The organism is Streptomyces sp. NBC_01210 (assembly GCF_036010325.1).
In the GTDB taxonomy this organism is placed as follows: domain Bacteria; phylum Actinomycetota; class Actinomycetes; order Streptomycetales; family Streptomycetaceae; genus Streptomyces.
Genome location: NZ_CP108550.1, coordinates 60,945 through 85,980, shown reverse-complemented (window position 1 = coordinate 85,980; position 25,036 = coordinate 60,945). Strand labels below are relative to the sequence as shown.

Here is a 25,036-nt window from a genome sequence, read left to right as displayed (position 1 = left end):
GGTGGAGGGGTTCAGGCGTGGTTGTCGTCGCGCCGGCGCTTGGGCTGGACGTCGGAGGCGAACCGGCCGAAGCTGGCCTCGGTGGGATTCGCGGCGATCCAGTCCTCAGCGCACGCCTTGTGAACGGGCTCCCCGGAGTGGGAGCGCATCGGCGTGAGCTGCTCGCACAGTGCGCAGGGGCGGTCCTGCCAGCGGTCGAAGTGCTGGCTGTCGCGCCAGTCCAGGAGGACGCCGGGGGCCGGGATCAGGCCCGGCTCCCACGGCGGCTTCTTGCTGTTCCTGCGGGTCACGGCCGCAGGTGCGGCAGCTGCTGGAGGACTTGATCCACGAGGTCCTGCGTCGGCTTCCAGGCCGGGAGCCGACCCGTGGCGGGCACGGGCAGCGGCAGTTCGTGGACGTCGGCGAGGACCAGGTGGTGAACGTCGCGCTGCGCCCACGGGCTGGTACAGCGCTCGAGCCCCTGGTCCAGGTGGCAGTCGGTGAGCCGGGCGATACCGATGACCGCGCCATGGTGGAGCTCGCGGCCTCGGATCGCGGTGGCCACCAGCGGGTCGCGCAGGGCCGGGCGGTCCAGCTTCTTCCCGGCGTGGAGGAGGACCCAGCCGCGCCAGGGCCAGTTGGCGGGCCTGTTCTCCGGGGTCTTCCCGGCGAGGATGCAGGTCGCCCAGGGCTGGCGGATGGTGATGCCGCGGATCCAGTCGCCGCCCTCGAGTCCGGCGGTGGTCAGTAAGAGGGTGCGCTGCCCGATCCGGGCCTGAACGCGCAGGGGGGAGGACATACTTGGGTTCTCCGTCTCGTCTCGTACGGGATGGATGGGCCCGGGGCAGCCGTCAAGCCGCCAAGCAGAGCGGCTGTCCCGGGGCGGAGCTACAGCGCGAAGTCGCTGCGGGTGGTCCAGCTGACGGGGTTGTTCCAGAGGCCGGCCCGCGCGGCGGGCCACTCCATCTGCCAGCCGGGCCGAAGCCCGCGCGCTCCCCAGCTGTCCGGCTGTTTGCCGGGGATCTCAAGTCCGGCCGTGTGCGCGGCGAGCGCGGCGTCGTACACCTCGTGCGCGCGGCGCAGGGCCGCGGCGGGGGAGTCGGCGACGCCGGTGAAGACGTGCACACCGTTCCGGTCTGGGTGGTGGGTGTCGTGTATCGGGACGTCGACCTCGTAGATCCGCAGGTGCATGACGTCCAGCTCCTCTCGCTGCTCGGTGGTGAGGGACCACCGCGACCGCCCCGGCCCCACGTCGAAGCGGGGCCGGGGCGGCACGGAGTGCCCGTCACGCCGGGGCCGGTTTCCCAAACTTGGGAAACCGGGCCCGCCGGTCAGAGGTCCAGGTGGATCGTGATGGGCCGCCGGGGGTCACCGGCGTGGGTGTGGACGGTGCGGCGGTGCGTGGCGAGGCCGGCGGCCTCGCCCTGGATCGGCAGGTGGCAGTCGCGGCAGCCGTGCCACCACTCATCCCCGGCCGGGAGTTCGGCCGGGGTGAGCGGGTGCGGGTGCGGGCCGTCGGCTGTGCGGCTCACGCGACCGCTTCCGCGTACTGCGCTTCCAGGTCCGTGCGGCCCTCGGGGTCGTCGTCCTGGTCGTCGTCGACGCCGTCGCCGTGGACGGTGCAGATGATGTCCGGGTCGTTGTCCATGGCTCCGGTCAGCGCCTTGTGCAGGTCGGTGACCGAGTAGCCCGGCGCCCACGCCTGCCCGGCGCACTCCGGGTCGAAGGGGCAGGGCAGCAGGACGTCGAAGCCGAAGTCGCCCTCGCCGTCGACGTCTTCGCGCAGTGCCAGGGTGAGGTACTGCTGCCCGAGGCGGATCTCCGCGACGCGGTCCCGGCCGGTCACCAGGTCCGAGCCCGGCCGCCACCGCCACAGCGGCAGGATCTCCGGGCCGAAGAAGCGGCGGGCCAGCCACAGGTCGCCCAGGCCGTCGCTGCCGTCGCGCCCGAGGTCTGCCTCCCGGTCCTGCGAGAGCTCCTGGAGGAACGGCTCCAGGCGGTACAGGGCGTCGGCGAAGACGACCGTGTTGAAGCCTTCGGCCGCGAGCCGCTGGTGCGAGTGGACCATGGCCTGGTGCTGGGAGCGGACGACGTCCTCGGGCACGCGCCGGTTGTCCGGCCGCGGCTCCTGCCGCTCCAGGCACACGTCCAGCGGCGTGGCGACGACGGCCGCGATGGTCGGCATGCCGTGCCGCTTGGCTGCCATCACCAGCTCCACCCTGATGGGCTGTTCGACGTTGGTCGCGTCGATGACCGTGTTGAGCTTGCGGGCCATCCTGCGCTCCAGGATCAGCTTGAGGACGTCGGCGGCGTCGCCGGTCGCGCCCTGGTCGCCGGGGTCGTCACTGACGACGCCGCGCAGGCCGTCGAGGGAGAGGATCTGGGAGGCCGGCCAGGTGCGGGCCAGCGTGGACTTGCCCGCGCCGGAGGCGCCGATCAGCACGATCAGCCCGTTCTCGGGCAGGTCCGGGTAGAGCACCGAGGTCATGCGTCGTCTCCTTGCGGGTCGAGGGAGCGGGCAGCCCAGTTCAGGCGCTGCCCGGCGTTGTCGGTGATCAGGGCGGCGGCCTCGTGCAGGGGGCAGGAGGCGTCGCCGTCGCGGTCGGGCTCGATCTGCTCTGCCCGGCGGGCGGCGGCGGTGACCAGCTGCGCGAGGGCGGGGAAGAGGCCGCCGGGGACGTCGACGTCCTCCTGGAGCTCGCGCAGGATCGCGGCGAGCTCGGAGGCGTCGACGTCGTCGGCATTCAGGTCGTCCTCGATCTGCTGGAGGGCGAGCTGGGCGATGCCGGCAGAGGCGCGCACCCGGTCCAGGCGGCTGCGGGTGCGGCCGGTCACCGGCTGGTGGCCTTGGTGGTGGCGACCAGGGCGGCGACGGTTTCCCAGCCGTGGTGCCAGGCACCGTCCAGGTGGAAGGCCCCGTTGATGCCGAAGTCGGCGAGCTTGTAGAAGCCGCCCTTGCCGGTCTTGGTGGCGATCTTCTCCAGCAGGCCCTTGCCGGGGACGCGGCGGTCCGCGGCGTAGTGGGTGCCGAAGGAGATGGCGAGCGCGGCCGCGGCGGCGGCCGGGTGGACCCGGATGCCGAGCGCGCGGGCGCCGGCGCTGGCGACGATCGCCTGCGTGGCCGTGTAGGTCAGGCAGTGGTGAAGGCACGCCTTGCGGCCGTCGGCCGTGCCGTGGGTGGTCTTCTCCTCGGTGACCGGGTCCTGGTAGGTGACCGGGTGGTCGTCGGAGGCGCCCTTCACGCGGGCGCAGAAATCGTCCTGGATCCAAAAATCTCCGATGGCGCTGGCGGCGCGGGTCAGTCCGAGCAGGGCGGCGAAGACGGCGGGACGATGCGTCATGCTGGGTTTCTCCTGATCTCGATGGGTGAGGGAGCGGGCGGCCGGCCTTTGCCGGTGCTGCGGCCGCCCGGGTTGTGCGGGCCCCGTCCCGGCCTGTGCGGCCGGGACGGGGTTCGGCTCACGCGGCCAGCCGGTGCGTGACCGGGGCCGGGAGGGTCATGAGGCTGCTGGGGTCCGCGGGCGTGCCGTCGAAGCACTCCAGGCAGCAGCCGAGCTTCTTCGAGAGGCAGATGTAGAAACGCCTCCCGCATTCGCCACAGGTCTGCCTCGCTGCCATCGCCTGATCGAGGGCCCACTCCTGAGCGAGCGTCGGCGTCCTCTTGGGCTTCGCCAGGTCGACGCGGAGCAGGAAGCCGCGGGTGGGGTGAGTGCACGACCACTGCGGGCGGGTCGCGCACAGCTTGCAGCGCAGGATCGCGACCGGTCCCTCGTTGTCGCCGGGGCTCAGGCCCATGTCCCGTAACTGCCGCCTGGTGACGAGCCCTTCGGGCACCGTGCTGCGGTCGTACTCGGGCAGTCCTGCGTCGCTGCGGGGCGCCCGGGTCACCTCGCGGCGGCGGCGCTTCTTCCTCGGGCGGGGCATCACCTGCTCCAGGCGCCGGGCAGCCGGTCGGGGCGGTGCGGGTAGCGGGGGCCGGGACGCTGCGGGCGGGGCCGGCCGATCCGGCGGCGCGGGCGGGGGATGAGCACGAGCGGTTCCTCCAGTCGTCGGTGGACAGCGCTGCGCCCCGCCGACTTCGTGCTGGTGTCGGCGGGGTGCAGTGGTGGTGCGGCTGGGTTATGCGGCGAGGCCGTGGGCCGTGCGCGTGGGGTGCTCTCCGCGCATCGCTGGCGCGGGCTTGGTGTGGCCCGGCCGGGGCGTCTCCGGCTGCTGCGCCGGGGCGCCGTGCAGGTGGGTGCCGATCAGGTAGCCGATCAGCAGCCCTCCGATGCCGAAGACCTTGTGGCGGTTGACCTTCCACCAGGTCGGGGCCGGGGGCTCGGTGAGCACTCCTATGACGGTCGGGGCTTTCGCCAAAACGGGGTCTCCTTCTCGCTCGCGGGTGGGGTGGTGCGTGCGGCCGGGCGGCCTGTCCGGTCCTCGTCGGCCCCGGGGGCGGGGCGGGCGAGGGCCAGGCAGAGCGTCAGGTCAGCGGGCGGTGCGGAAGAGGCGGGTGGCCCACGACCGCAGCCGGTCGAAGCGGGTGGGGTGGGTGTGCCGCCAGGCGGTGGGGAACACGTCGTGCTCGGTGGGGAAGGAGCGGGACGCGCCGCACGTGCACGTCCAGACGTACGGCTCGTCACGGGTGTCGTCGCGGGTCGCGGTGACCTTGGCGGGGAGGCCGTCGTGGCTCCCGTGGAAGGTGCCGACCCAGAACTCGGTCTCCTGCAGCTGCGGCTTCATCGGATTCACTTCGGTGCGCGGTGGCGGTGCCGGACAGTGCGAATGCGGGGTCAGCGCTGGAGCGGGTGGACGTTGTCGCGACCGAGGTCGTCGCCCGCCGGGGTGGGGGCGGGGATCGTGGCGTGCAGGTGGAGCGCGGGGTTGAACTGGTACTGCGGCGGGTGGTTGTGAACGATGGGCCGCAGGGTCAGACCGCGCAGGGCGAAGATGCTGGCCAGCGCCCACATGAGGGCGGCGAGCCCGGTAGCGGCGGCACGGCCCCCGGCCGGGGCGGCGGACCAGATCATGGCGAGGCTGCCGATGCCGAACAGCACCCAGGCGATGCGGGCGCCGGCGATACCGAAGAACCCGCCGACCAGACCGAGCAGGCCGGTCAGCTGCCAGAACGCGTACAGGGCGGCCGGGGCGACGGACAGGTGCGCGGCCTGGCCGGCGAGGAACACCCGGACGGGGTGGTCGACCGTGCCCCACAGGCCGCTGCCGTCACCGCCGTTCGAGGCCGGGACGGCGGACAGGCCCTTGAGCGTGGCGGAGGCGGTGTCGCCGGCGGCGTCCAGCATCATCACGATGAGGCTGAGCCCGCCGAACAGTGCGGCCGCCTTGATCCAGGTGGCGACCTCGTGCCAGCCGCCGTGCCGGGCCTGGAAGACCTCTTCCCATCGCTGGTAGAGGAAGCCGCCCTCCTCCCAGGACTCCTTCCACGCGGCGCGCAGCTTCGCGAGGCGCTGCTTGTCCTTGCGGGTCGGGGGCAGTTCGAGCTGGTCGAGGATGCTGTTCGGGCGGGGCTGGCCGTTCATCTGCCTGTCGTTGTTGGACATGGTGCAGCTGCTCCTTCGGCGGAGGTCGGTGGGAAGCGGCGGGTGGGCTGGCCGGAGTCGGTCAGCGGATCTCGTTGCGGGTGCGGGCGAAGAACGCCCCGCGCGTGGTGCTGTTGTTGTGGATCTCGGTGTGGTGGGTGACCGGACCCTCGAAGACGTTCTTGGTGACGGCCGCGCGGGCCTTGCTGATCGCGCCGCCGATGGCGGTGGCGGCCATGGCCAGGCCCGCGAACGGCAGGGTGACCATGAGGACGCCGTTCAACGTGACGGAGGCCAGGCCCTGGAGCACGAGCCAGGCACCGCAGCCGATGCCGGTGATCCCGGCGCCCACGCCGATGGAGGCCACCGCGATCCCGGCCGCCCAGGCCGGGACGATCCGGTGGTCCTCCTGCTTCACGGGAGGGGTGGTGCCGAAGGCCGGCGGCTCGGTGTCGTCGCGGAACGAGGTGGGGTGGTGGCGTACGGGCTTGGCTGCCCAGTCGTCGATCAGGCGGCGGGCTTCGGCTGCGGCCTCGGACTCGGGCATGCCGGACTGGGTGTTGTGCTGGGGGTCCATCGGCTTTCTCCGATCACGCGGAAGGGGAGCGCCCTCCTGGCCGTGGTGGCCGGGAGGGCGCGTGGGGGAGGGGCGCGCGACGGCGAAGGGCGTCGCCGGAGTCGTGTCCGGCGGCGCCCTTCGGCGTTGCGCAGCAGGGGAGTTGAGGCTGGCGGGTGGGTAGTCACCGCACACGCGCCCCGGGCATCCTCGGACCAACAGGCGCAGGGAAGGGGCTGGGGTGGAGTTCGTCTTCGACTGCGGGTGGTGCGATGGGGACAACTACTTCGTGGGCAAACAGGTCGGCTTCTGGGTCGACAAGTGGGAAGTGCCCTCGGAGTGGGACTGCCGCTTCTGCGACGGGCTCAACTACACGCCCGACCCGCCCTGGACAGAGGCGTAGTCAGAAGCTGGAGATCAGTCCGGCGAGCGAGGCGAGGCCGCTGTTGATGGCCGGTGCCAGGCCGGTCGCGGCGAGGGTGAAGCCGAACAGCGTGCAGGTCAGCGCGGAGCCGACGCGGACGTATCCGCCCTTGAGCAGGACGAAGACGATGATGCCCAGCAGCACGGCGGCGGAGATGGAGAGGGCCACGGCGGTGGTGCTCCTTCACAAGGGGTCGGGTGGGGCCGGCCGCGCTCGAGCGGGCCGGCCCCGGGGATGGGTGGGTGTGATCAGGCGTCGGTGAGGCTCTTGATGGCCTCCAGCGCCTGGCGGGGAGAGGCGACCTGCTCGGAGCGGCGACCGCCGCTCTTGGAGCCGCGCCCGCCGCCGCCCCCGCCCCCGCCGCGGCGGCGGGACCGGCCCTCGCCCTCGTCGTCCTCGTCGGGCTCGGGCCAGAACTCGCCGGGCCGCACGGGCTCGTTCCAGTCGAACCACAGGCCGCGCTTCTCCAGCTCGCTGATCTCGTGGTCGGTGAGCCGGTTGACCTCGTCGGGGAACAGCTCGGAGAGGTCGGTGTCGAAGTCCGCGTACAGCGACCGCATGAGCACGGCGCGGCCGTTGTCGAGGACGATGACCGCGACGCCGCCGGTGGAGACGCCGTTCTCCGGGTCGGCCTCGCCGCGCATGGCCCGCTCGATCGCGGAGCCTTCGCTGCGGGAGTAGCGGGCCGGGATGGTCGGCACGTCGTAGGCGTTCTCCATGGTGCCCTCCGCCGCCTTGCGGGTGGCGCCGGGCGAACCCATGTTGAAGATGACCGGCCTGCTGTTCTGCCGCAGGTTGTCCTTCATCTCCGTGGAGAAGCCGTTGTGCGCGAACGGGCTCTGTCCCGCCGGGTTGAAGCCGATGCCGTACTTCAGCCCGGTGACCGTGAGGTCCTCGCCGTCCTTCTGGATGAACTCGCCGAAGTCCCCGTCCTGCGCCGCGGTCATGAACTCATCCGCGTACACGTTCAACTGCCGGTACGGGCAGCGCGGGTCGCCCGGCTTGTAGTCGTGCGGCTGGCCGTCGTGCGGCCAGGGCATCTCCGCCCTGATCTCGCACAGCGCCTTCGCCGCGCGCAGCTGGCGGGCCATCCACAGGGCGTTCGAGCCCTGCCGGTCGATGTACCGGCCGAGCGTGGTCGTCTTCTCGTCCTTGCGGACGGTGGACAGCCACACCACCTGGCCGTCCAGGGACTGGGCGGCCATGTTGATCGCGAAATACTGCGTCTTGCCGGAGCGGGACACGCCCAGGGTGAGGCCGTGGGCCGGGGCGTTCTTGTCGTGCTGGTACACCATCGTCTTCACCGGCTGGCCGGTGATGGTGAACCCGCACACGTACATGCCCTTGGCGTCCGGGGTGAGCAGCTCGCGGGTGGCGGGGAAGATCGCGGACAGCGGCGGGGTGTCGAACGCGCTGATCAGGAACTCGTTGCCGTCGATGAGGACGAACACGCAGGAGTCGTCCTCGGGCAGACCCAGTGCGCGGCAGACCTTGGCCAGGTCGATGCGCGGGGTGTCGGTGGAGTCGGCCATCTTCGCCCGGTAGAAGGTCACCCCGCGTTCGTCGTCGCGGGTCTTGTGGACCAGCTCGGAGCCGGGGGCGCCGCCCTTGGGCCCGCCGACCCGGTCCGTCCAGCGCTCCTGCGCGGTCGGCTTGGTGCGGCGCCGCTGGTTGGCGTCGGGGGTGATGCGGGCCTCCATCCAGCCGGGCCCGCCCTGGCGGCCGGGCTGGATGGCGACCTCCGCCAGGACGACGTCGCTGGAGTGCACGCCGAACGGCGCGGCGACCGCGGCCTCCGACAGGCCGGTGATCGGCCGTCCGGTCTCCGAGGCGCGCAGCAGGATCGTCATGTCGTTCCGCTGGCCGGGGTGCCGGGTGGCCTTGACGATGTGCGTGCGGCCGGGCATCCCGGCGCCTTCCCACAGCATCCGTGCCTCGCGGGTGAGCAGGTCGGCTCCGTCGTCCGGTCGCGCCACCGACTCCTCGAGGGCTTCGGCGGGAGCCAGCTGCGGGGCCGGGGCCGCTACGGCGGGACGGTGACGACGGCGGGTGTGCCGGGAGAACGGCATCACCAGGTAGCCGGCCGCCGCCCATCCGGCGGCGAGCAGCCCGTCCAGCCACCACGGGCCCCAGCCGGTGGTGTGCCCGGCGGCGACGTCGACGGCGGCGGCCAGGACCAGCGGGGACCAGCGCAGGATCTTGCGTCCGGCGCCGAGCTCATCGCTCTTGGCGGCGAGGAACCAGCCGCCGATCCCGGCGGCGCCGGCCAGCTGCACGACCTGGTTGACAGGGCTGTCGGGGTAGAGGTTCGGGGCCACGGCCAGCACGGGAGCGGCGAGGGTGTAGGCGAGGCGTTCGAGCGCGACACTGCGCGGCGTGGTCACCGGTTCTCCTTCGGGAACGGGCACGGGCGGCCCCGCGAGATGTGCGGGGCCGCCCGTGGCGGGGTGCGTGGGGGAGCGGGGTCAGCGGTTGAAGAAGCCCGGCTTGGGCGTCCTCTCGCGCCGACCCGAGCGGATGTCGTCCAGCGCCCCGTACAGCTTCGAGTGGGTGCGCTTGGTCTCGTAGGTGAGGTCGGCGGTCTCCTGCGCGGTGTCGTGCAGCTTCTTGACCTGCACAGCGGCGCCCCCGAGAGCGACACCGACGTTGCTGGTCAGCTCCACGAACGTCGGCTCGAGTTCGGCGTTGTCGACGTCGCGGGCCGCGTCCGCGGCACGCTTGGCGTTCCTGCGGACGCTGCGCATCAGTTCCTCCAGGCCGAGCCCGGCGTCGTCGAGGGCGCGCCCGAGGGTGTCGAGCTTGGCCTGGACGGCCTTGTAGCGGTTGTCGCCGTCGGTCGGCGCGGGCACCGCGCCGCTGGGGCGGGGTGCGAGATCGCTGCTCATCAGCGGGTTTCCTCCCTCGTCTTAGTCGTGGTGGGCGGCGGCCGACGCGTACTTCAGGCCCGCGTCTTCCTTGGCAGCCATGTCCTCGCCGTACACGCGGGCGACCATCGCGGCCGCGAGCTTGGCGGCCTCCAGGGCCAGCCCGCACTCGGTCGCGCACCGTTCGGCCTGCTGCTTCATGCGGGCCGCGGAGTCGGCCAGGTCCGAGATCAGCTCGGTGACCTCGGTGCTGACGTTGTGGTCGCCGATCAGGTCGGTGGCCATGTCCCGCAGGGCGTCGGCGACCTTGGCGAGGGCCTCCGCGAGGGCTTCGGCCCGCTCCTGGTCGGAGGCGGCCTGGATGGCGATGTTCGCCATCTCCATCAGGTACTCGTCGAACGTGATGTCCGTGCGGTGCTGGGCGCCCAAGTTGCCCTGCCCGGACGGCCTGCTGACCTCCGCGCTGCTCACGCTGCTCCCTTCCGTGCTGGTCGGTCGGCTGGTGCCGGGCCGTGCGGTGTGCCGCTCCGGCTCGGGCGGCAGGCCTCCGTCGGGGACGATGTCCGCGTCGACGATGTCGTCCTCGCCCTTGCTGTCGGTGCGCGGCGGGGAGGTGGGACGGTCGGGCCACTCCACCGTCGGGGTGGAGTCCTCCGCGCCGAACGGGCTGTCCGCCGGACGGCCGCGCCGACCGGCGCGCCCCGTCCGGCCGGTGCGGCGGGTACGTCCGCGCCGTCCGGCCCGGCCCGTGCCGCCGGTGCGCCAGCGCCGGAACCGACGCCGCTTCTTCGCACCGTCAGACGCTCCGTCACCGGCCTTGGAGTCCTTGCCCGGCTCGTCGCCCGCCGTGCTGTCCTTCGCGGTGCTGGAGGCCCCGTCAGGGGCGTCCTTGGCGGTCTTCCCGTCCTTGCCGCCGGTGTGCTTGTCCTTGGCGTCCTTGGCCTTGGAGTCCTTGTCCTTGGTCAGGTTCACCTTCTCGGTGCCGGCCGCCTTGGCGTCCTTCGCGTCCGCGGCCGCCTTCGCGTCGGCACGGCGCTTGTCGAAGCGGCGCTGGGCTTCCTCGCCGACGGCCTTGCCCAGCGTGGTGCGACCGGCATCGGCCGACGCCGCGGCTTCCCGCTTCGCCTTCCGTGCCGCGTCCCGCTCCTGGCGCTTGGCCCGGCGGTCCTCCCACGCCTGCTGCCGCTGGGCGCGGCCCTGGTCGCGGTCCTTGGACCGGTCGGCGACACCGGCGGCGTGCCCGGCGCTGCGCCGCTCCTGCCGCCCGGCCTGCCGGACCCCGGCGCGCTCCTGGCGGCCGCGGGCCCGCTCGGCACGGGCGCCGGACGTCTGACTTCCGCCGTCACCCTTCGAGTTGCCGCCCCGCCCGGAGCTGCCAGAGCCCGCCTGAGAGCCCTTCGAGCCCCCGGGCGAACCGCTGCGCCCGGAACCGGCTGCACGGCCTCCAGAGCCCGTCTGAGAGCCCTTGGTGCCGCCCTTGCCGCCTCCGCTGCCCCCGGACGATCCGGAGCCGGAACGGCCGCCGGGGCCGCCGGAGTTGGAGCCGCGCGAGCCGCCGGACCGGTTCGGTCCCGGGCTCGAGTTGTTGCGGGACGGCCCGCTGCCACCACCGCCGCGTGAGGACCCGCCCCCGCCGCCGGCCTTCGAGCGGCCCTTGTCCGCTCCCAGGCCGGAGGAGGACGACTTCGTGCGGTCGGCATCGGCCTTTCCGCGCGCCGCCGCCTTGTCGCCTTTCGCTTTCATCATCGCGGCGTGGAGCTTTCCGTTCTGCTCCATCATCGCGACTTCCTGCGCGGTGCGACCCTCCAGCAGCGCAGCCTTCCGCGCTATTTCAGCCTCACGGAAAGGCGCTTCGCTTTCATGGTTGGCCCGCGCCATTTCCAGCCGGAATTCCAGCCAGTCACCGAGCCGGTCGGCGAGAGAACGAGGCTGCTCGTATTCGCCTCCCTCGTATTCGCCGTCATCTTCACCGGTTTCCGGCGCCGTAATTCCTTCGGAACGCAGCGCCGTAGACGGATCCGGAGCAGCCGGAATCGGCGGCAATTCCATCGTCGTCTCCTCCGGGCTCTCCGGGGGAGCCTCCGGAATGTCTTCCGGCGGCGGAATGGTGTCGATGAAATCCGGGATCGGCGGCAGCGTGTATGTGGAATCGCCGCTCCAGGGACCGTGGACCAGGGTGCCGCCGCCGGTGTCGTCGGACACGTCGGACACGGGTGCACCTCCCTTCAGGGGGACTTGACAGACAGTGGGGTCTCGTGTGCACGCGCGTGCACGTGCACGTGTGCACGCTTTACGCGCGCGAGGCCCCGCCGGAGTCCGGCGGGGCCTTCGTGGGTGACGCTCAGTTACGCGGGCCGTGCTGCTTCAGGACGGTGTCCGCGTACTGCATGAGGTGGTCGAACAGCCGCGGGTCGCCCGCCTGCCGCTTCTCCAGCACGAGCTTGAAGAGGCGGCAGACCAGCGTGAATGCGGTGATGACATCGCCGCGACCGGCTTTGGCTTCCTTGGTGATTTCGGACCGAGTAACGCGGAGCCAGAATTCCATCCGGCCGTTCTCGCCGCGACTTTCGATCGCCTTGCGCTCTTCGTCCTGCAGCCAGCCGTTCCGCCCTTGAATCGAGCGTTCGACGCTGCTGAGGGGGCGCGTCACGCCGACTCCCGACCGAGGTCGTAAATCGACGTGGGACCACCATAGCCGGAATTCTGGTTCTGCGCACCCTGCTGCGGCGGGTTGGGTGCGGCCTGGAGCGTCGGCGGGTTCTTCTTCCGCTTCCTTTCGATCTCCTTTTCCTTCCTGTCCTTGGCCGTATTCACAACGGCCTCGTCGTGGGCACGGCGCTTATAGGCGCTCTTTTCCAGGCCCTCGGTCAGGTTGTTCAGGTTCTTGAGCACGTTCCCGAGGGACTTTTCGACGGGCATCGCGCGCAGCCTGGCGTGGTACCAGCGGTCGCCCTCCACGTGCGTGTCGCGCAGGTGCACGCGGGTCTCGTGCGCGAGGGTCTCCAGGTTCTTGCCGATGTCCAGCAGGAAGCGCTGAACGTCGGCCAGGTACCGGGCGGTTGCCTCCGGGCTCTGCGCGACGTCGCGCAGAGGCGAGTGGTTCGGGTCGTTGCTGTTCATGCGAGAAGACCTCCAGGTCTCGGGGTGGGGGATGGGTGAGTCCGTGTCCCCGAGGCTGTTGCGCGGGGCTGGGGTGGTGCTCGGTCGTGCCTGGCCCGCGCCCCGCTCGGGGCGGGCGCGGGCGAGCGGCCTGCCGGCCGTGGCCGTCACCGGTCCGCGCTCGGTGGGCGAGCGCGGGCCGGTGGCGACCATGAGCGGCAGGGGTTCTGCCAGGGAGTGAGCGCGTCGGCGCTCACCGGGCGCTCACCTACGCGCCCGGGGTGGCCTCTTCGACCTGAGCGCGCAGGCGCTGAGCGGTCGGCCGGGAGACCGGAGTGTCGGACAGGCCCGCGTCGGTGAGCGCGTCGCGAATCTCCGTCCACTCGGGGCGGCGCCCGAGCTCGGTGTAGAGCAGACGGATACGAGCGTGGCGGCGCTCGGTAAGCGCCTCCGTCTCGCTGCGCGTACGAGCGCTCTCCGCTCGCTGAGCGTCCGTCTCCTCCGTGGCGCGCTCACCCTCGTGAGCGCCGGAGGTGAGCGCGCTCATGTCGGGGTGAGCGTGCTCGGTTTCCTCCGCTCGCTCGACCGTGTGAGCGTCCTCGGGGGTGAGCGTGTCGGCGAGCGCGGCGGGCGCGGAGCCGAGCTTGAGCGTCATCCGCTGGTCCAGTGGAGCCTTCCAGCGCCACAGCCAGCCGTACGTTTCCTTGAGCTGCGCTCGCAGGTACGTCTGCTCCTGGAGGCGGGTGAGCGCCTCCTCGTAGGAGGTGATCTCCCACAGGATCATCCGGCGTCGCAGCCGGGCGGTGGGGATCGGGGCGAGGATCCAGCGGCTGCGGCGCACCGTCTCCATCCGCGTCTTGCCGGTGACCGCGCCGATCCTCGTGGCGTACACGTGGGAGGCGATCTCGGAAAACACGACCCACAGCAGGGTGAGGGCGGCGTGCCCGAGGCGGCCGGACATGCTGTCGGAGGCGTTCCAGTTCAGGTAGACGGTCACCGCGGTCAGCGCCCTCGGCACCCAGCGGATCCAGCGCAGCTCCATGCCCATGCGGATCAGGACCAGGCTGGCGCCGGTGAAGGCCGGGATGGCGACGTCGATGCCGACCGGCAGGAGCCACGGCCAGTCCCAGCCCCACGCGGCCGCCTTGGTCTCCAGCGCGGTGTAGGAGGAGAGCAGTCCGAGAGTGGAGACGGTCGCGGCCGCGAGGACGATCGCGACCACTCCGACCAGCTCCTGCCCGGACAGCGGCGGCACCCCGCCGACAGGCCGGGCATCCTGCCGTGCCTTGCGTCGTGCGGCGCGCGACTCGGTCCGGATCTCCCGGCGCCTCGCCCGCTGCACGGTGCGCTGCGTCGCCGCCTCCAGGATCCGTTCGCCCTCGGCTCGGGCCTGGGTGGCGGCCACCTGGTCGGCCGTGGCCTTCTCCCTCGACTCCCGGGCCGTCTTCGCGTCCGTCTCGGCCTGCTCGCGGAGCCGGGCGACGTCCTTGTCGACCGCCGTCCGCAGCTCCTCAGCGGAAGTGCGGGCGTCGTCCAGGGCGCGGTCGGCGTCCTGGCGAAGGCCGGCGGCCACCTTCTCGGCTCCGGCCCGCACCTGCACGGCCTGGTCGTCCGCGCTCTCACGCATCCGGTCGGCCTCAACCCGCGCCCGCTCCAGGACCTGTTCGGCGTCCGTGGTGGCGCGGGTGCGGGTCTCAGCCGCAGTGCGCTCCGCGCGGGCGAGCAGCTCGGCGCGCTTGGCGTCCGCGTCGGCGAGGGCCTTCGCGGCAGCCTGCGCGGCCTCCGCCTGGACCTCATCGCCCTTCGCGGCCGCCGTGGTGGTGATCTCCTCCGCCTGGCGGCGGGCGGCGGCGAGGACCTGGTCGGCCTCGCCGGTCGCCGTCGCCGTGACGGTGGCGGCCTCGAGGCGCGCGTCGGCGAGCAGCTGCTCCGCCGTCGCTTCGGCATCCGCGCGGACCTGGTCGGCGTCAACGGCCGCCGTGGTGGCGGCGTCGGTGCGGACCCGGTCGGCGTCCGTCGCAGCGGCGGCCAGGAGGCGGGACTGTTCGGCAGTGGCGGCCTCGGTGATCGAGGTCGCCTCGGTGCGCGCGCCGTCCAGCACTTCGGCGGCGCGCTCCTGGCCGTCGGCGAGGATGCGGGCGACGTCGTCGACGGCCACGTCCCGGAGGTCGGCTGCGCGGTCGGCGGCGTCGGCCAGGACCGGGTCGGCCTCCTCGAACACCAGCGGCGTGGTGTCCTCGGTGGCGGTGGCCTGGGCGGGGATGGAGGCCGGCGGCGTCGAAGCCTTGGCGCGCCCGTTGGCGCGGGGCTTCGCGGCCGGGGCGGCCTGGCGCCTGCGGCGGGTGGCGGTCTTGGGGGCCACGGGGTGTCCTCTCTTACGTTGTGGCGCCTCCGTGCAAGAGGTCACCGCGGGTCGGCGTCGGTCGGTAGGGTCGTGATCAGGCCCTCCGGGGCCCCGGCAGCTCAAATGCCGGGGACTCGGAGGGCCGTCTGCGTGAGCAGGCGGTCAGCGCGGGGCGGGCAGCGTGCTGCTGTCCTGCGCGAGGTGCTGGCGCAGCCAGGCGACGGCGGCCGGGGTCATCGCCCCGGAGTCCGGCTCGCTCAGCGGCGCGGTGTCGATGTCGTGCATCACGTCCGCCGTCGGCAGCAGACGCATGAAGTCCGGGTGGGCGTCGCAGACGACGCGCCCGGTGTCCAGGCAGACCAGGTCGAAGACCCCGCTCTCCCAAGTCCGGTCGACCCGGCAGACGAACGTGTGACCGGGCTTGCCCGCCCAGAACAGTTCGGCGTTGCGGTACAGGACGAAGTCGCCCCTCTTGTAGCTGGTCTGCTGCGAAACGGCCTGCGTTCCCGGCTGGGTTGCCACGTCGTGTCCTTCCGTTGAAGTGCACCGGCCCGGGCTGTTCCCGGGCCGGGGTCGTGCGAAAGACCGGCCGCCCGTCGTGCGGGCAGCCGGTCGGCGATGGTGCTGCGGGGCGGGCAACAACTTCCGTCCCGCTCCCGGCAGACGGGAGTGGTGTGTCAGGCCGCCGTGAGACGGCGCGGGGCGATGATCTGGCCGTCGGGGAGCAGTTCGCCGGTGTCCTCGAAGAGAAGGACCCCGTTGCACAGCAGGCTCCAGCCCTGCTCCGGGTGGCCGGCCACGGTGTGCGCGGCTTCCCGGTCCGGGCTGTCGGCCGACGGGCAGCGCGACGTGTGCGTGCACAGCGAGTCCGGCAGTCGGGTGGTGCCGGTGGCCGTCGCGGTGTCGAGCGGGGTGCTGCTACGCATGGGCTCTCCTGCGGGGAGGAAGCGATCCCGGGATTTTCCCGGGCCGAAGACGTGCGAAGGGGCCGGCCACCCGTCGTGCGGGCAGCCGGTCGGCGATGGTGCTGCGGGGCGGGAAAGAAGTTGCCCGCCACTCCCGTCCAGCGGGTCAGGCGGTGCGCCTGCGGGCGGCGCGGCGCTTCATCCGGCGGCGTTCGTCCTCGTCCGTGCCGCCCCACACGCCGTGGTCCTGGCCGTGCTCCATGGCCCACGCGAGGCAGAGGTCCATCACGGGGCACCTGCGGCAGACGGATTTGGCCTCGGCAACCTGAAGCAGGGCCGGGCCGGTGTTGCCGACCGGGAAGAACAGGTCCGGGTCCTCCTCCGCGCAGGCGGACTGCGCCCGCCAATTGGTGTTGACCGGCAGGTCCGCGGAGGGGGAGTGGGTGCTGCGTACGATGTGCTGCATGAGGGCCTCCCAAAAGGTCCGGTTGTACGAGACAGCCCCAGGGGTGCGATCCCTGGGGCTGTTTGCGTGTTGGCGGCGGCCGGACGGCCGGAGCGGGGGCGAACTCCCGACGCTCTCCGCCGGCCCCGCCCGAGAGGGCGCGGAGACGACGGGCAATGCCGGGGGTTCAGCGGCGCTGCTGTTGCGACTGGCGGGCCTGGTAGGCGTCCTGGAGGCGGGCGAAGCGCTCGTGAATCGGCGCTCCGGCCACACACTCCTGACCGTCCTCGCAGGCCGTGCAGCCGCCCAAGTGCTCGGTGGAGTCCTGAAAAGCCTTCATGTAACGGATAAACAGGTCGTCAGGCACGAGGCGTTGTCCGTTCGGTGTCATGGAGGGACGGGTGGGTGTCGGTGACGCGGTGGCCGGCTTCCCACGCCGCGACGGCCGCGAGAGCGGCGGCCGCGAGCAGGACGCGGGTGAGGGGGTGGGCCAGGCCGCATTGGGTGATGGCCCGGGCCGCTCGGTGCTGCGCGGCCCGGGCCAGGCCTATCGGCGACTGCATCTGCATCTACTGCTTGCCGCCGCACTGGCACGGCTCGTGCCTGACGCTCTGGTACGGCTTGCCGTCCGCGCCGATCTGATTGACCACGACTAACCGGGGCGGGTGTCCACAGGAACTCACCGGACCACCGCCTTCGTGGCCGCGCCGGCCGGAGCCGGAGCGGCAGACCAGCAGTTGCCCCTGCACGACCAGACGCCGCAGATCTCGCAGGCGTCGGTCATGCGCGGCCGGTGCAGGACCAGCAGCGGGGACCGGGTGTACTCGGGGGTCATCTCCGCGAGCGTGCGGCGGGCCTGCTGCCCGGCGGCCTGCGCGCGGTGGTTGCCGTCGGCGACGAGGTGACGCACGAGCTGGTGCAGCGCGTCGGTCTCGTCCCGCTCGGGGCCGCGGGCGTTGTCGTCGCGCTCCATGTCGTCGATGAGCCCGGCCCGGGGTGCGGGCGGGGCCAGGGTGCATGTCATGCTCCGCATGTGGGTCGTCCCTTCAAGTAGGTGACCTGCGAAAGACAGCCCCGGGGCCCTAATCCCTGGGGCTGTCGTCGTTCTGACTGCCGTACGAGCAGCCACGGCCCCGGCCGCCCCGCTGTGTTCGGGGCGGCCGGGGCCGTGGTCGTTCGTGCGGGGCGGCTCAACGCGTCGGACGCTCGGGGTGAAGCGTGGTGAGCGGAACCGTGGGGCCGTCCAGCGGGGCTTCACCGGCGGGCAGCTGCGCGCGCCGGGTGTCGGCGTCGCGGACCGCCCGCTCGGTCGACGCCCACTTCATCTCGCGCAGCAGCCACAGGGGCCGACCGTCGCCCGGCTCATCCTCCGCCGTCGCCGTCTGCTTCTGCGCGGCGATCTGGCTGACGGCGGGGGCGGGCGCGACCTTCGGCTTGCGCAGGACGTTGGTCGGGCGGCGGCTGGCGGTCTCCGCGTTGCCGTCCTCCAGGCGCTCCTGCCACTTCTCGAACGCGACGTCGACGGTGACCAGGCGGTTGCTGCCCTGGCAGCGGACGGCCGGGTCCTTCCCCGCACGGCCGGTGTCGTGCGGGACCAGCTTGTGCTTCTTGGCCTGGATGCCGGTGATCGGTACCCATGTCTTGCAGTCGGGGCAGATCAGCGACGCGCAGGCAGGGCGCAGGTCGTACTGGTTGGGCTTGAGGGTGGAGATGACGAGCGCCGGGCGGCCGTTGATGTTTCGTGAGCGGGTCCGGCTCCTACGGGGGCGGGCGGTGCGCTCAATGGTCGAAGCGGGCATCTGAACTCCTCGTGAACGGAGTGGCTGGGGCGCGTCGCGATGCTCTCTCCGCCCTCCAGGCCGCTCGGCAAGCCGGGCGTCCCGCAGGACAGACAGCGCACAGCGCTGCGACGTGCACACAGTCGTCGTGCTGTCAGGCCCGGGGGAGTTTGATGGAGCTCTCTGAAACCCCGGCCACCCGTGAGGGCGGACGACTTCCTGCGTGGTGCTGGTAGGGCACCGAGGTTCCGGCTCCCTCATCCGGCGCCGCCAGTGAGGCGGTTCCGGGTGGGGGAGCCGGGTCCGTGAAGACCCGGCCGTGGATCGCAGTGCAGCAATAAGTCCTAAGGGGCGGTCTTGAGGACGGCGGCCTGCTGGTTGAGCCAAGTGAGGCAGTGGGTGATCAGAAGGCCGTCTTGCGTGACCTGTTTCGCCTGACCCAGTGAAGCAAAGCTCTTTAAAGAGGTCAATAGTTCATCACTGAGATTCAACGGGCGTGGCTTGCGGAGCATGGCTTTGCGCGTGGCGCCCCCCGTACGATCAGCTCTATAGAGAGACCGCCAACAGGGAGATGTATGAGCCGCGACTCGAGTGCCGACCAGCCCAAGTACCTGCGCATCGCCGCAGAGCTGAGGGCTGCTCTTGAGCGTGGTGAGTACGTGGCTGGCGACCGGCTCCCGGGGGAGAACACCCTCGCCGCTGACTTCGGGGTTGCGTCCCTGACCATGCGGCAGGCCTTGGGGCTGCTCCGGGGCGAGGGCTTGGTCGGTTCCCGGAAGGGTTCGGGCTGGTTCGTGGAGTCGTTCCGTCCCATCCGGCGGCGGGGCATCCCCCGGCTGGCCCGTGAGCAGTGGGGAAGCAGCAAGACGATCTGGTCCGCTGATGACAATCGCGCACCAGACGTGGACCAGGTCACCGTCGCCGAAGAAGTGACCCCGCCTGAGCACATCGCTGACGTGCTCGATCTCGCCCAGGACGGGACCGTCTGCGTACGAAATCGTCGGTACTCCGTGGAAGGTCGGCCGGTCATGCTGTCGGCGTCCTACCTCCCCCAGACGCTGGTCACCGGCTCCGCAATCACCGAAGCAAATCCGGGCCCCGGTGGTATCTACGCCCGCCTTGCCGACCTTGGGCATGCCCCCGCTCGGTTCCGTGAGGAAATCCGCGTGCGTATGCCCTCCGGTGAGGAAGCATCGCGATTGTCCATCCCAGCCGACCGGTCGATCATCAAGGTGGCTCGTACGGCGTTCGACGCCGGCGGACGGGCTGTGGAGGTCAACGAGATGACCATGGACTCGGCCGCGTACGTCCTCGACTACGAATTCGATGCCTGATGCCCCATCCCACAGCCCGGTGTGCGGCGGCAGGGCAGAACCGCTCGTGCCGCACACCGGGCTGTTCCGCCAGCTCCGCACAAAAGCCACCGCTCTCACCGCTCTCGCTTGCCGGACGAAGTCAGAAGGGCTCGCAGGAGCAGGCCGGTGACGCTGGTGCTTGCCACCGTCGTGGCGATGTCCCGAATCACTATCAGCAGCACCGATAAGACCAGTCCTCCGGCCAGCACCGCGGCGATGCTGACGGCAACGCCGGTGCGGCGCCTCCGTGTCCGTGTCTGGTGATGCGTGGCCCACGGGACGGCGGGTGCTTGGCTGTTGGTGAGGTCGAGAGATCGGCCGTGCGCGTCGGTCACCAGGTGGCGCTTGTCGGTCATGGCGGCCAGCCCCCTCATCAGCTCGGCATCGGATCGGCGGAATTTGCTGATCACAACCGTGTGATGAGGGAGCATGACCAAACGAGGTCCCACGGCGGCCCGGTCCCGGACCAGTCCAGGACATGAAGCGGACCGCTGCCGGACCAGGGCCCTTGCTCTGCTGATTTCGCGTCGTCCCGGAAGGACACTGACAGCGCAGAGCACGATTTCGTGACTCGGGGAGGACCGGTGGCCGGCAACGCGAACCAGGGAGATCCACGCACCGTTCTGGAGTTCCTGTTACGCCAGCAGCCACGTACGTACGACGAGATCGTCCGAGACTTTGGGCGGCTTGCTGAGCAGCTGGGTGAGGATGTCACCTTGAGCACTCGGCATCTGCGTCGGCTGGCCAGCGGAGAGCGAACCAGCACCACCCCGGTTATGCGCCGTGTCCTGCAAGCGCTGTTCGGCAAGCCGCTGAACGAGCTCCTCGCCCCTTGGGACGGCGGAGTCCTGTCGGCGGTGGACGAATCCACCGGGCTAGTCCTGACCACGGGCAAGCCCACTGCGGACAAGGAGCTGATCGAGATGGCAGCACGGCGGGCCAAGAGCTTTGCCCTCGCGGCAGGCCAGACCGACCTTACGTCTGACGTGATGGAGCAGGTACACGCGGATGTCCAGCGCCTGGCGACGGACTATCCGCAGCGGCCGCTGTCAGAGCTGCTGCCTGACCTGATTACCACTCAGGACACCGTATTCGCGCTGCTCGAACAGCAGCGTCGCCCGGCGCAAGCAAGGCAGCTCTACTTCCTGGCCGGAGCGACCGGGGGCCTGCTCGCGAAGGCGTCGCACGACCTCGCCGACCCGCATGCGGCACTCACCCAGGCTCGGACCGCGTTCGTCTGCGCAGACAACGCGGATCACGACGGTCTACGGGCCTGGATCCGAGGCATTCAGTCCCTCGTCTCGTACTGGGCGGGCCGGACCCGGGAGTCTGTCCGTTACGCCCAGTCGGGCGCGGAGTTCGCTAACACCAACACCTCGAGCGTGTGGTTGCCGATGAACGAGGCCCGGGCGTGGGCAGCCCTCGGCAACGCAAACGCGGCGCGAGCCGCCATTGACCGTGCCGAGCACGCATGGGACAGCCTCCAGGAGGACGAGGTCGACGAGCTGGGCGGGCTCTGCAGTTTCGGCCGGACACGCCAGATCTACTACGCAGCCGAAGCGCTCTCGTGGCTTCCGTCGCAGACCACCATCACGAGCGACTACGCGGCACGTGCAGTCGACGCCTATGAGGACAGTTCCTCCCCGGAGTGGGCGTTCGGTGACCAAGCAGGTTCTCGCAGTGCCTTGGCCATCGCGCGCATCCAGGCAGGCGAGCTAGAGGGAGCCACCGAAGCCGTCGCGCCCGTGCTCGAACTCGCACCCGAACAGCGCATTAACGGCATCGTCCACTGCGCGGAACGCGTGCACCGCGCGCTGCGTGACTCGCCCCTCGCTGAGGCTGGCGTCGATCTGCAGGAGCAGATCGAGCTCTTCACCCGCACACCACTCAAGTCCCTGCCCCGCTAGGAGCTCTCCGTTGACGTATCCGATCCGAATCGTCGGCGACAAGGTCGTACTGCGCGAGTTCACTCCGGGCGACGTGGATGACGTCTTGGGCATCATCGGTGACAACAAGGTCACCGCCTGGCTGTCCTTCGACAGCCGCAGCCGTGACCAGGCCATCGACATGATTGAAGGCGCGGTCGAGCGCGCTCAGCACGAGCCGCGGACCGAGTACTACCTGGCGGTGACGAAGCGCGATAACGACAGGGTCATTGGCTTCGCCCGAATCGGATTCGGCGGCGTGCAGGCCGGCAAGCTGGGGTACGCAGTCGCGGCAGAGGAGTGGGGCCGCGGCTACGCCACGGACGCGGCACGCACCCTCACCACATATGCCTTCGCCGAGCTCGGCCTGCACCGAATCAGCGCGGCGATCGGTCCTGAGAACGCGGCCTCCATCACCATGGTGGAGAAGCTCGGCTTCACTCGAGAAGGCGTCCTTCGCGACCACGTCTTCACCAACGGGGCCTGGAGAGACAGCGTCCTGTACTCCGTTCTTGCACATGAATGGCAGCCCTGATTGGGACGGCCGGACGGGGCTGGCCAACTAGCCGAAGTCGGCGGCGTTGGCGCGGTCGGCGAACTTGGTGAGCATCCACTGCCCGATCTCGGGTCCGACGCCGTGGGCGTGGCAGACGTCGGTATGGCGTTGGTGGTAGCCGCCAGGGTGCTGTCCAGGTCGAAGAGTGCGAGGCGGGCCATGCCAATGACCCTAACGAGCTAGGGGTTCCGGTAGGGGGCCCACCGCGTGGTGGGACACAGAAGAAGATTGTCTCCCGCCTCCCGGGACACGAGCGTCGTTTCTGCGGCAGCGCCTTCGCTGGATGGTCTGCGTGTGATCGGGTGAGCGGAAGTGAGGCCTCGCGCCCCCGAAATGGAGTCGATCGCGATGGTGAGGCGCTATCAATCATGGGTCCGACACGTTGTCATCAGCCGTACACACGTGACTGTTCGGGGGAGTAGGGTGTCGTCGGACTTGATCTATTTCTTCATAGAAAAAAGCCCCGCGGACCTTAGGCAAGTCCCGGGGCTCTCGACCGGGGGAGTCCCCCGGTCCGGCGAACCACCTTTGGCAAAGAAAGGCGGACGCAAGATGCAGGGTACCCGTTCCTGCTTGCGGACACACAGCACCCCACCGTGGAAGCGATGCGTATGCGTCGCTCCGGTGGGGTGCTCTCGTTCTGTCCCCGTATCGGGACGCAACTCTGTCGAGGCTCAGGAGGTTGGTTTGACGTAGTCCTGTGAGGCGGCGCGGTCCGCGCCGCCCGGGCCAGTCGGCCCCTGGTGATTAGCCGTCACCAAGGCCCAGCGCCCGATGTGCTCTCCGTGAGGCTTGTGAGGCCTCCCGGAGGAGTTGTTCGACCCGGATTGCCGTCCGGCTTCGAACAGGTCGATTACTGCTCCCCAGCAGTGGCGCCAAAGGTGCCTTTTTCATGTCCTCCTCCAGATGAAGGAGCACGAGAGTCATGGTGCAGCATCGCGCTGCCATTTTCCAGCTCCCCGATGCCCGAATGGCGCAGAATCTGCCGACTCTGCGGCCAGCAAGTGAGGCATTTCCTGATCATGCACCGCCCCATACTCACCCTTCGCCCTATATGCACGATCCTGGTAGCTCCCAGGGCCACCTGCCACGGCCACGCCGCCATTCGGACGATGCTCTGCCGGCTTCTGATGCGCCGGTTCGCCGGCAGCGGGTGAAGGTGCCGATGCGGCTGGTGTCGTCGGCGGCCTACGCCGATGTCGCGCTGAGCGTGTATGTGAAGGTGAAGGCGCTCGGGGCGCGGCCGGAAGGATGCCAGGCGAAGGCGTCGACGATCGCCTCGTACCTGGGGCTGTCGACGTCTTCGGTGGAGCGCGGCCTCACCCTGCTGTCGCGCCCGGCGCCGGACGGCGTGATCGAGCTGGCGTCGGTGCGCCGGACGTTGCGGGGCGGCCGTGGCACGTCGGCGGTGCGCCGGACGCGGCCGGTGAAGCGTGCGGAGGCGTTCGTGTGGCTGCCGGTGGCGGCCGCGGAGGACCTCACGCCCCGGCAACTGCGCGCGTACGCGGTCATGGCGTACGCGGAGCAGATGGGCATCGCGCTGACCGAGAGCGAGTTGGCCGGCTACTTGCTGCACTACTCGGGCAAGAAGGCCGGGCGGCCCATCACGGTGACGGCGGCCGGGAAGGTCGTGGATGAGCTGGAGGCCGCTTTCTGGGTGACGGTGCAGCGGCGGGCGGGCAGGCAGGGGCGGCACCGGTTTATCGCCCACGACATCGCCCCGACGGCCGCCGGGGCGGTCTGCGAACCGGTCGCGGACGCGGCACCGGAGACGGCCCAGGAGTGCCCGCAGGATCCCGTCGACGACGCTGCGGACGGCTCGGGTAGTTCCCAAGTTGATGAGGGATCGGGTTCCCAAGTTGGTGAGGGATCCCTCGCGAATAGGGAATCACCTAGGACTGACTCACCTGATGACGAGCGCGCGCTTTTCTCATCCGCCGTAGGCGAGGTACTGGTGGTAGAGGCTGTGGAACATCCGGCTGACGCGAAGGCGCGTCCAAATGCGCCGGGTGGTCTCGCGCTGCGCGCGGATGAGAAGACCCATCCCTCCCCCTCGAAGCCGAACGACGAAAAGCGCCGCAGCGGCGGGGGGTCGGCGCGGTCGTCGTACACCGGACCGCAGCTGACCTTCGACGCTCAGATCCATGCTGTGCTGGAGCCGGTGCGCTGGCTGATGGCACGGGTGGGCAACCCGTTCGTGGAGCGGAAGATCGCCCGGGAGGTCGGCCGTCAGCTGGCGGGGGGGATGGACGCTGAGCGGCTGCACTACCGGCTGACCGCCCGGTTCGCCAAGGTGATGGCCTCGGAGATCCGTGACCCGGGTTGGTGGCTGCTCGGGGTGGCGTTGCCGCGTTGGGGCTGCGGGCACCTGGACTGCGAGTCAGGGGTGCGCTGGTCGAACGGCGAGCGCTGCGCGGTGTGCGCCGAAGTCGTCGCCGATAAGTTCGCCGCCCGCCGGCGGGCTCAGCACATCGATCGGGGCCTGTGCCCCGATCACGGCAGCAAGCCCGGCCCGACGGGGACTTGCCCGGATTACGAACTCCAGCGGGCCATCAACGGGGGAGCCGCTTCGCTGCCGGCACCGCGTGAACTGGAGGGTCCGCCGCGCGGGTCCTGCGGCGAGTGCGGGTGCCGCATCTTCCTGACCGGCCCGGCCCTCGAGGACGGATTGTGCAAGCCCTGCCGTACCGAGCTCACCGAGCTCGGTGGCTTCACCGGTGAGGCCACCCCCGCCGTGGCGCAGCCGGAACGGACCGGCGACTGGTCGGCGCACCTGGCGCAGCTCGCCGCGCAGCCGCTGAGCGAGGACGTAGCTTCGTGAAGCGTCGGGTGGGGACCATCCCTGCAGGTGCGGGGAGCAGTTACAGGCCGGGGTGCGGGACGGGTCGCAGTCGGGACCATCCCCGCGAGTGCGAGGAGCAGCGGGCCGAGCACAGGCTGATCTTGATGTCCCAGGGACCATCCCCGCGGGCGCGGGGAGCAGACCACGGCGCCGAGCGCGGGCGAGCCCAGCGCGGGACCATCCCCGCGGGTGCGGGGAGCAGGGTCTGCGTGGTGCGGCGGAGCTCCACGACCGGGGACCATCCCCGCGGGTGCGGGGAGCAGGACTCCCAGAACCCGCAGGACCAGGAGGCCCAGGGACCATCCCCGCGGGTGCGGGGAGCAGCCGAGGGCGTCTGCGATCGGGCCTGGGATCAGGGGACCATCCCCGCGGGTGCGGGGAGCAGGCCCACGTCCACTACGACTTGACCACCGGCACGGGACCATCCCCGCGGGTGCGGGGA

32 protein-coding genes and 1 CRISPR repeat array (1 of these 33 running past the window's edge) are annotated in these 25,036 nt (G+C 71.0%); of the genes, 6 read left to right on the top strand and 26 right to left on the bottom strand.

Features of this window, described 5'->3' with window-relative positions; all coding sequences use genetic code 11:
- Nucleotides 1–11: 11 nt before the first annotated feature.
- From OG735_RS41440 to OG735_RS41385, 12 genes are all read right to left on the bottom strand, one after another.
- On the bottom strand, nucleotides 12–290 hold the full coding sequence (locus OG735_RS41440; RefSeq protein ID WP_327328738.1) for a hypothetical protein: 279 nt from the start codon (nucleotides 288–290) through the stop codon (nucleotides 12–14).
- Nucleotides 287–778: a hypothetical protein gene (locus tag OG735_RS41435; RefSeq protein WP_442812653.1), complete on the bottom strand. Its 492-nt coding sequence runs from the start codon at nucleotides 776–778 to the stop codon at nucleotides 287–289. Before OG735_RS41435 ends, OG735_RS41440 begins: the two co-directional genes overlap by 4 nt.
- A gap of 89 nt (nucleotides 779–867) precedes the next feature.
- Nucleotides 868–1,170 (bottom strand): hypothetical protein, encoded by a 303-nt coding sequence (locus OG735_RS41430; protein ID WP_327328737.1) that lies wholly within the window; start codon nucleotides 1,168–1,170, stop codon nucleotides 868–870.
- 140 nt (nucleotides 1,171–1,310) lie between these two features.
- Nucleotides 1,311–1,511: a hypothetical protein gene (locus OG735_RS41425; protein WP_327328736.1), complete on the bottom strand. Its 201-nt coding sequence runs from the start codon at nucleotides 1,509–1,511 to the stop codon at nucleotides 1,311–1,313.
- Nucleotides 1,508–2,467: an ATP-binding protein gene (locus tag OG735_RS41420; protein ID WP_327328735.1), complete on the bottom strand. Its 960-nt coding sequence runs from the start codon at nucleotides 2,465–2,467 to the stop codon at nucleotides 1,508–1,510. Before OG735_RS41420 ends, OG735_RS41425 begins: the two co-directional genes overlap by 4 nt.
- Complete coding sequence (locus OG735_RS41415) at nucleotides 2,464–2,814, bottom strand: hypothetical protein (protein ID WP_327328734.1); 351 nt, start codon at nucleotides 2,812–2,814, stop codon at nucleotides 2,464–2,466. The genes OG735_RS41420 and OG735_RS41415 overlap by 4 nt, the downstream gene beginning before the upstream one ends.
- The gene (locus tag OG735_RS41410) at nucleotides 2,811–3,320 is read right to left on the bottom strand and encodes a hypothetical protein (protein ID WP_327328733.1); all 510 of its coding nucleotides are present in this window, start codon (nucleotides 3,318–3,320) and stop codon (nucleotides 2,811–2,813) included. The genes OG735_RS41415 and OG735_RS41410 overlap by 4 nt, the downstream gene beginning before the upstream one ends.
- Nucleotides 3,321–3,438: 118 nt before the next feature.
- Nucleotides 3,439–3,903 carry an RRQRL motif-containing zinc-binding protein gene (locus OG735_RS41405; protein ID WP_327328732.1) on the bottom strand — a complete coding sequence of 155 codons (465 nt, stop codon included), beginning with the start codon at nucleotides 3,901–3,903 and terminating at the stop codon, nucleotides 3,439–3,441.
- A 195-nt stretch (nucleotides 3,904–4,098) separates the two neighbouring features.
- Nucleotides 4,099–4,338, bottom strand: a complete 240-nt coding sequence (locus tag OG735_RS41400) for a hypothetical protein (RefSeq protein WP_327328731.1) — start codon at nucleotides 4,336–4,338, stop codon at nucleotides 4,099–4,101.
- Between the two features lie 111 nt (nucleotides 4,339–4,449).
- Nucleotides 4,450–4,704 carry a hypothetical protein gene (locus OG735_RS41395; RefSeq protein ID WP_327328730.1) on the bottom strand — a complete coding sequence of 85 codons (255 nt, stop codon included), beginning with the start codon at nucleotides 4,702–4,704 and terminating at the stop codon, nucleotides 4,450–4,452.
- Between the two features lie 50 nt (nucleotides 4,705–4,754).
- A complete protein-coding gene (locus tag OG735_RS41390; protein ID WP_327328729.1) occupies nucleotides 4,755–5,522 on the bottom strand; it encodes a hypothetical protein in 768 nt (255 codons plus the stop codon).
- A gap of 61 nt (nucleotides 5,523–5,583) precedes the next feature.
- Entirely contained in the window at nucleotides 5,584–6,078 is a 495-nt protein-coding gene (locus OG735_RS41385) for a hypothetical protein (RefSeq protein WP_327328728.1), read from the bottom strand.
- 220 nt (nucleotides 6,079–6,298) lie between these two features.
- Between OG735_RS41385 and OG735_RS41380 the strand changes: the two genes are divergently transcribed.
- Nucleotides 6,299–6,460, top strand: a complete 162-nt coding sequence (locus OG735_RS41380; RefSeq protein WP_327328727.1) for a hypothetical protein — start codon at nucleotides 6,299–6,301, stop codon at nucleotides 6,458–6,460.
- Here the strand turns inward: OG735_RS41380 and OG735_RS41375 are convergent, their stop codons facing one another.
- The 11 genes from OG735_RS41375 to OG735_RS41325 form a co-directional block, all read right to left on the bottom strand.
- A complete protein-coding gene (locus OG735_RS41375) occupies nucleotides 6,461–6,649 on the bottom strand; it encodes a hypothetical protein (RefSeq protein WP_327328726.1) in 189 nt (62 codons plus the stop codon).
- Between the two features lie 80 nt (nucleotides 6,650–6,729).
- Nucleotides 6,730–8,865: a chromosome segregation protein ParM gene (locus OG735_RS41370; protein WP_327328725.1), complete on the bottom strand. Its 2,136-nt coding sequence runs from the start codon at nucleotides 8,863–8,865 to the stop codon at nucleotides 6,730–6,732.
- An 81-nt stretch (nucleotides 8,866–8,946) separates the two neighbouring features.
- Nucleotides 8,947–9,366 carry a conjugal transfer protein TraB gene (locus OG735_RS41365; protein ID WP_327328724.1) on the bottom strand — a complete coding sequence of 140 codons (420 nt, stop codon included), beginning with the start codon at nucleotides 9,364–9,366 and terminating at the stop codon, nucleotides 8,947–8,949.
- Between the two features lie 21 nt (nucleotides 9,367–9,387).
- Nucleotides 9,388–11,124: an ATP/GTP-binding protein gene (locus tag OG735_RS41360; protein ID WP_442812655.1), complete on the bottom strand. Its 1,737-nt coding sequence runs from the start codon at nucleotides 11,122–11,124 to the stop codon at nucleotides 9,388–9,390.
- Nucleotides 11,125–11,686: 562 nt separating this feature from the next.
- A complete protein-coding gene (locus tag OG735_RS41355; RefSeq protein WP_327328722.1) occupies nucleotides 11,687–11,995 on the bottom strand; it encodes a hypothetical protein in 309 nt (102 codons plus the stop codon).
- Complete coding sequence (locus OG735_RS41350) at nucleotides 11,992–12,465, bottom strand: hypothetical protein (protein WP_327328721.1); 474 nt, start codon at nucleotides 12,463–12,465, stop codon at nucleotides 11,992–11,994. Before OG735_RS41350 ends, OG735_RS41355 begins: the two co-directional genes overlap by 4 nt.
- Before the next feature lie 247 nt (nucleotides 12,466–12,712).
- On the bottom strand, nucleotides 12,713–14,806 hold the full coding sequence (locus OG735_RS41345; protein ID WP_327328720.1) for a DUF2637 domain-containing protein: 2,094 nt from the start codon (nucleotides 14,804–14,806) through the stop codon (nucleotides 12,713–12,715).
- Nucleotides 14,807–14,950: 144 nt separating this feature from the next.
- Nucleotides 14,951–15,310 carry a hypothetical protein gene (locus OG735_RS41340; protein WP_327328719.1) on the bottom strand — a complete coding sequence of 120 codons (360 nt, stop codon included), beginning with the start codon at nucleotides 15,308–15,310 and terminating at the stop codon, nucleotides 14,951–14,953.
- Nucleotides 15,311–15,465: 155 nt separating this feature from the next.
- Nucleotides 15,466–15,714, bottom strand: coding sequence for a DUF5999 family protein (locus OG735_RS41335; protein ID WP_442812652.1), 249 nt, complete (start codon nucleotides 15,712–15,714; stop codon nucleotides 15,466–15,468).
- A gap of 145 nt (nucleotides 15,715–15,859) precedes the next feature.
- Nucleotides 15,860–16,159: a WhiB family transcriptional regulator gene (locus OG735_RS41330; RefSeq protein ID WP_327328718.1), complete on the bottom strand. Its 300-nt coding sequence runs from the start codon at nucleotides 16,157–16,159 to the stop codon at nucleotides 15,860–15,862.
- A 166-nt stretch (nucleotides 16,160–16,325) separates the two neighbouring features.
- Nucleotides 16,326–16,478, bottom strand: a complete 153-nt coding sequence (locus OG735_RS41325) for a hypothetical protein (protein ID WP_327328717.1) — start codon at nucleotides 16,476–16,478, stop codon at nucleotides 16,326–16,328.
- Between the two features lie 49 nt (nucleotides 16,479–16,527).
- Here OG735_RS41325 and OG735_RS41320 point away from each other — a divergent pair, with 49 nt between their 5' ends.
- On the top strand, nucleotides 16,528–16,794 hold the full coding sequence (locus OG735_RS41320) for a hypothetical protein (RefSeq protein ID WP_327328716.1): 267 nt from the start codon (nucleotides 16,528–16,530) through the stop codon (nucleotides 16,792–16,794).
- A gap of 23 nt (nucleotides 16,795–16,817) precedes the next feature.
- Here the strand turns inward: OG735_RS41320 and OG735_RS41315 are convergent, their stop codons facing one another.
- Nucleotides 16,818–17,171 (bottom strand): hypothetical protein, encoded by a 354-nt coding sequence (locus OG735_RS41315; RefSeq protein WP_327328715.1) that lies wholly within the window; start codon nucleotides 17,169–17,171, stop codon nucleotides 16,818–16,820.
- A gap of 157 nt (nucleotides 17,172–17,328) precedes the next feature.
- A complete protein-coding gene (locus OG735_RS41310) occupies nucleotides 17,329–17,937 on the bottom strand; it encodes a hypothetical protein (RefSeq protein ID WP_327328714.1) in 609 nt (202 codons plus the stop codon).
- A gap of 554 nt (nucleotides 17,938–18,491) precedes the next feature.
- Between OG735_RS41310 and OG735_RS41305 the strand changes: the two genes are divergently transcribed.
- Nucleotides 18,492–19,250 (top strand): GntR family transcriptional regulator, encoded by a 759-nt coding sequence (locus OG735_RS41305; protein WP_327328713.1) that lies wholly within the window; start codon nucleotides 18,492–18,494, stop codon nucleotides 19,248–19,250.
- A 95-nt stretch (nucleotides 19,251–19,345) separates the two neighbouring features.
- Here the strand turns inward: OG735_RS41305 and OG735_RS41300 are convergent, their stop codons facing one another.
- Nucleotides 19,346–19,627 carry a hypothetical protein gene (locus tag OG735_RS41300; RefSeq protein ID WP_327328712.1) on the bottom strand — a complete coding sequence of 94 codons (282 nt, stop codon included), beginning with the start codon at nucleotides 19,625–19,627 and terminating at the stop codon, nucleotides 19,346–19,348.
- Nucleotides 19,628–19,855: 228 nt separating this feature from the next.
- Between OG735_RS41300 and OG735_RS41295 the strand changes: the two genes are divergently transcribed.
- The 3 genes from OG735_RS41295 (at nucleotide 19,856) to OG735_RS41285 (ending at nucleotide 24,573) form a co-directional block, all read left to right on the top strand.
- Nucleotides 19,856–21,178 (top strand): hypothetical protein, encoded by a 1,323-nt coding sequence (locus OG735_RS41295; protein WP_327328711.1) that lies wholly within the window; start codon nucleotides 19,856–19,858, stop codon nucleotides 21,176–21,178.
- Nucleotides 21,179–21,188: 10 nt separating this feature from the next.
- The gene (locus tag OG735_RS41290; protein WP_327328710.1) at nucleotides 21,189–21,731 is read left to right on the top strand and encodes a GNAT family N-acetyltransferase; all 543 of its coding nucleotides are present in this window, start codon (nucleotides 21,189–21,191) and stop codon (nucleotides 21,729–21,731) included.
- Between the two features lie 1,186 nt (nucleotides 21,732–22,917).
- Nucleotides 22,918–24,573, top strand: a complete 1,656-nt coding sequence (locus OG735_RS41285; protein WP_327328709.1) for a hypothetical protein — start codon at nucleotides 22,918–22,920, stop codon at nucleotides 24,571–24,573.
- A gap of 11 nt (nucleotides 24,574–24,584) precedes the next feature.
- A CRISPR array of direct repeats spans nucleotides 24,585–25,036; the repeat unit is 29 nt; unit sequence GGGACCATCCCCGCGGGTGCGGGGAGCAG (it continues 126 nt past the right edge of the window).

Coding starts and splice junctions, on each gene's coding strand:
- OG735_RS41405 (WP_327328732.1), bottom strand. CDS start 3,903: ATGCCCCGCCCGAGGAAGAAGCGCCGCCGCCGCGAGGTGACCCGGGCG.
- OG735_RS41395 (WP_327328730.1), bottom strand. CDS start 4,704: ATGAAGCCGCAGCTGCAGGAGACCGAGTTCTGGGTCGGCACCTTCCAC.
- OG735_RS41305 (WP_327328713.1), top strand. CDS start 18,492: ATGAGCCGCGACTCGAGTGCCGACCAGCCCAAGTACCTGCGCATCGCC.
- OG735_RS41300 (WP_327328712.1), bottom strand. CDS start 19,627: ATGACCGACAAGCGCCACCTGGTGACCGACGCGCACGGCCGATCTCTC.
- OG735_RS41435 (WP_442812653.1), bottom strand. CDS start 778: ATGTCCTCCCCCCTGCGCGTTCAGGCCCGGATCGGGCAGCGCACCCTC.
- OG735_RS41360 (WP_442812655.1), bottom strand. CDS start 11,124: ATGATGGAGCAGAACGGAAAGCTCCACGCCGCGATGATGAAAGCGAAA.
- OG735_RS41320 (WP_327328716.1), top strand. CDS start 16,528: ATGGAGGGACGGGTGGGTGTCGGTGACGCGGTGGCCGGCTTCCCACGC.
- OG735_RS41350 (WP_327328721.1), bottom strand. CDS start 12,465: ATGAACAGCAACGACCCGAACCACTCGCCTCTGCGCGACGTCGCGCAG.
- OG735_RS41385 (WP_327328728.1), bottom strand. CDS start 6,078: ATGGACCCCCAGCACAACACCCAGTCCGGCATGCCCGAGTCCGAGGCC.
- OG735_RS41325 (WP_327328717.1), bottom strand. CDS start 16,478: ATGAAGGCTTTTCAGGACTCCACCGAGCACTTGGGCGGCTGCACGGCC.
- OG735_RS41430 (WP_327328737.1), bottom strand. CDS start 1,170: ATGCACCTGCGGATCTACGAGGTCGACGTCCCGATACACGACACCCAC.
- OG735_RS41420 (WP_327328735.1), bottom strand. CDS start 2,467: ATGACCTCGGTGCTCTACCCGGACCTGCCCGAGAACGGGCTGATCGTG.
- OG735_RS41365 (WP_327328724.1), bottom strand. CDS start 9,366: ATGAGCAGCGATCTCGCACCCCGCCCCAGCGGCGCGGTGCCCGCGCCG.
- OG735_RS41285 (WP_327328709.1), top strand. CDS start 22,918: ATGCGGCTGGTGTCGTCGGCGGCCTACGCCGATGTCGCGCTGAGCGTG.
- OG735_RS41330 (WP_327328718.1), bottom strand. CDS start 16,159: ATGCAGCACATCGTACGCAGCACCCACTCCCCCTCCGCGGACCTGCCG.
- OG735_RS41335 (WP_442812652.1), bottom strand. CDS start 15,714: ATGCGTAGCAGCACCCCGCTCGACACCGCGACGGCCACCGGCACCACC.
- OG735_RS41310 (WP_327328714.1), bottom strand. CDS start 17,937: ATGCCCGCTTCGACCATTGAGCGCACCGCCCGCCCCCGTAGGAGCCGG.
- OG735_RS41410 (WP_327328733.1), bottom strand. CDS start 3,320: ATGACGCATCGTCCCGCCGTCTTCGCCGCCCTGCTCGGACTGACCCGC.
- OG735_RS41315 (WP_327328715.1), bottom strand. CDS start 17,171: ATGCGGAGCATGACATGCACCCTGGCCCCGCCCGCACCCCGGGCCGGG.
- OG735_RS41390 (WP_327328729.1), bottom strand. CDS start 5,522: ATGTCCAACAACGACAGGCAGATGAACGGCCAGCCCCGCCCGAACAGC.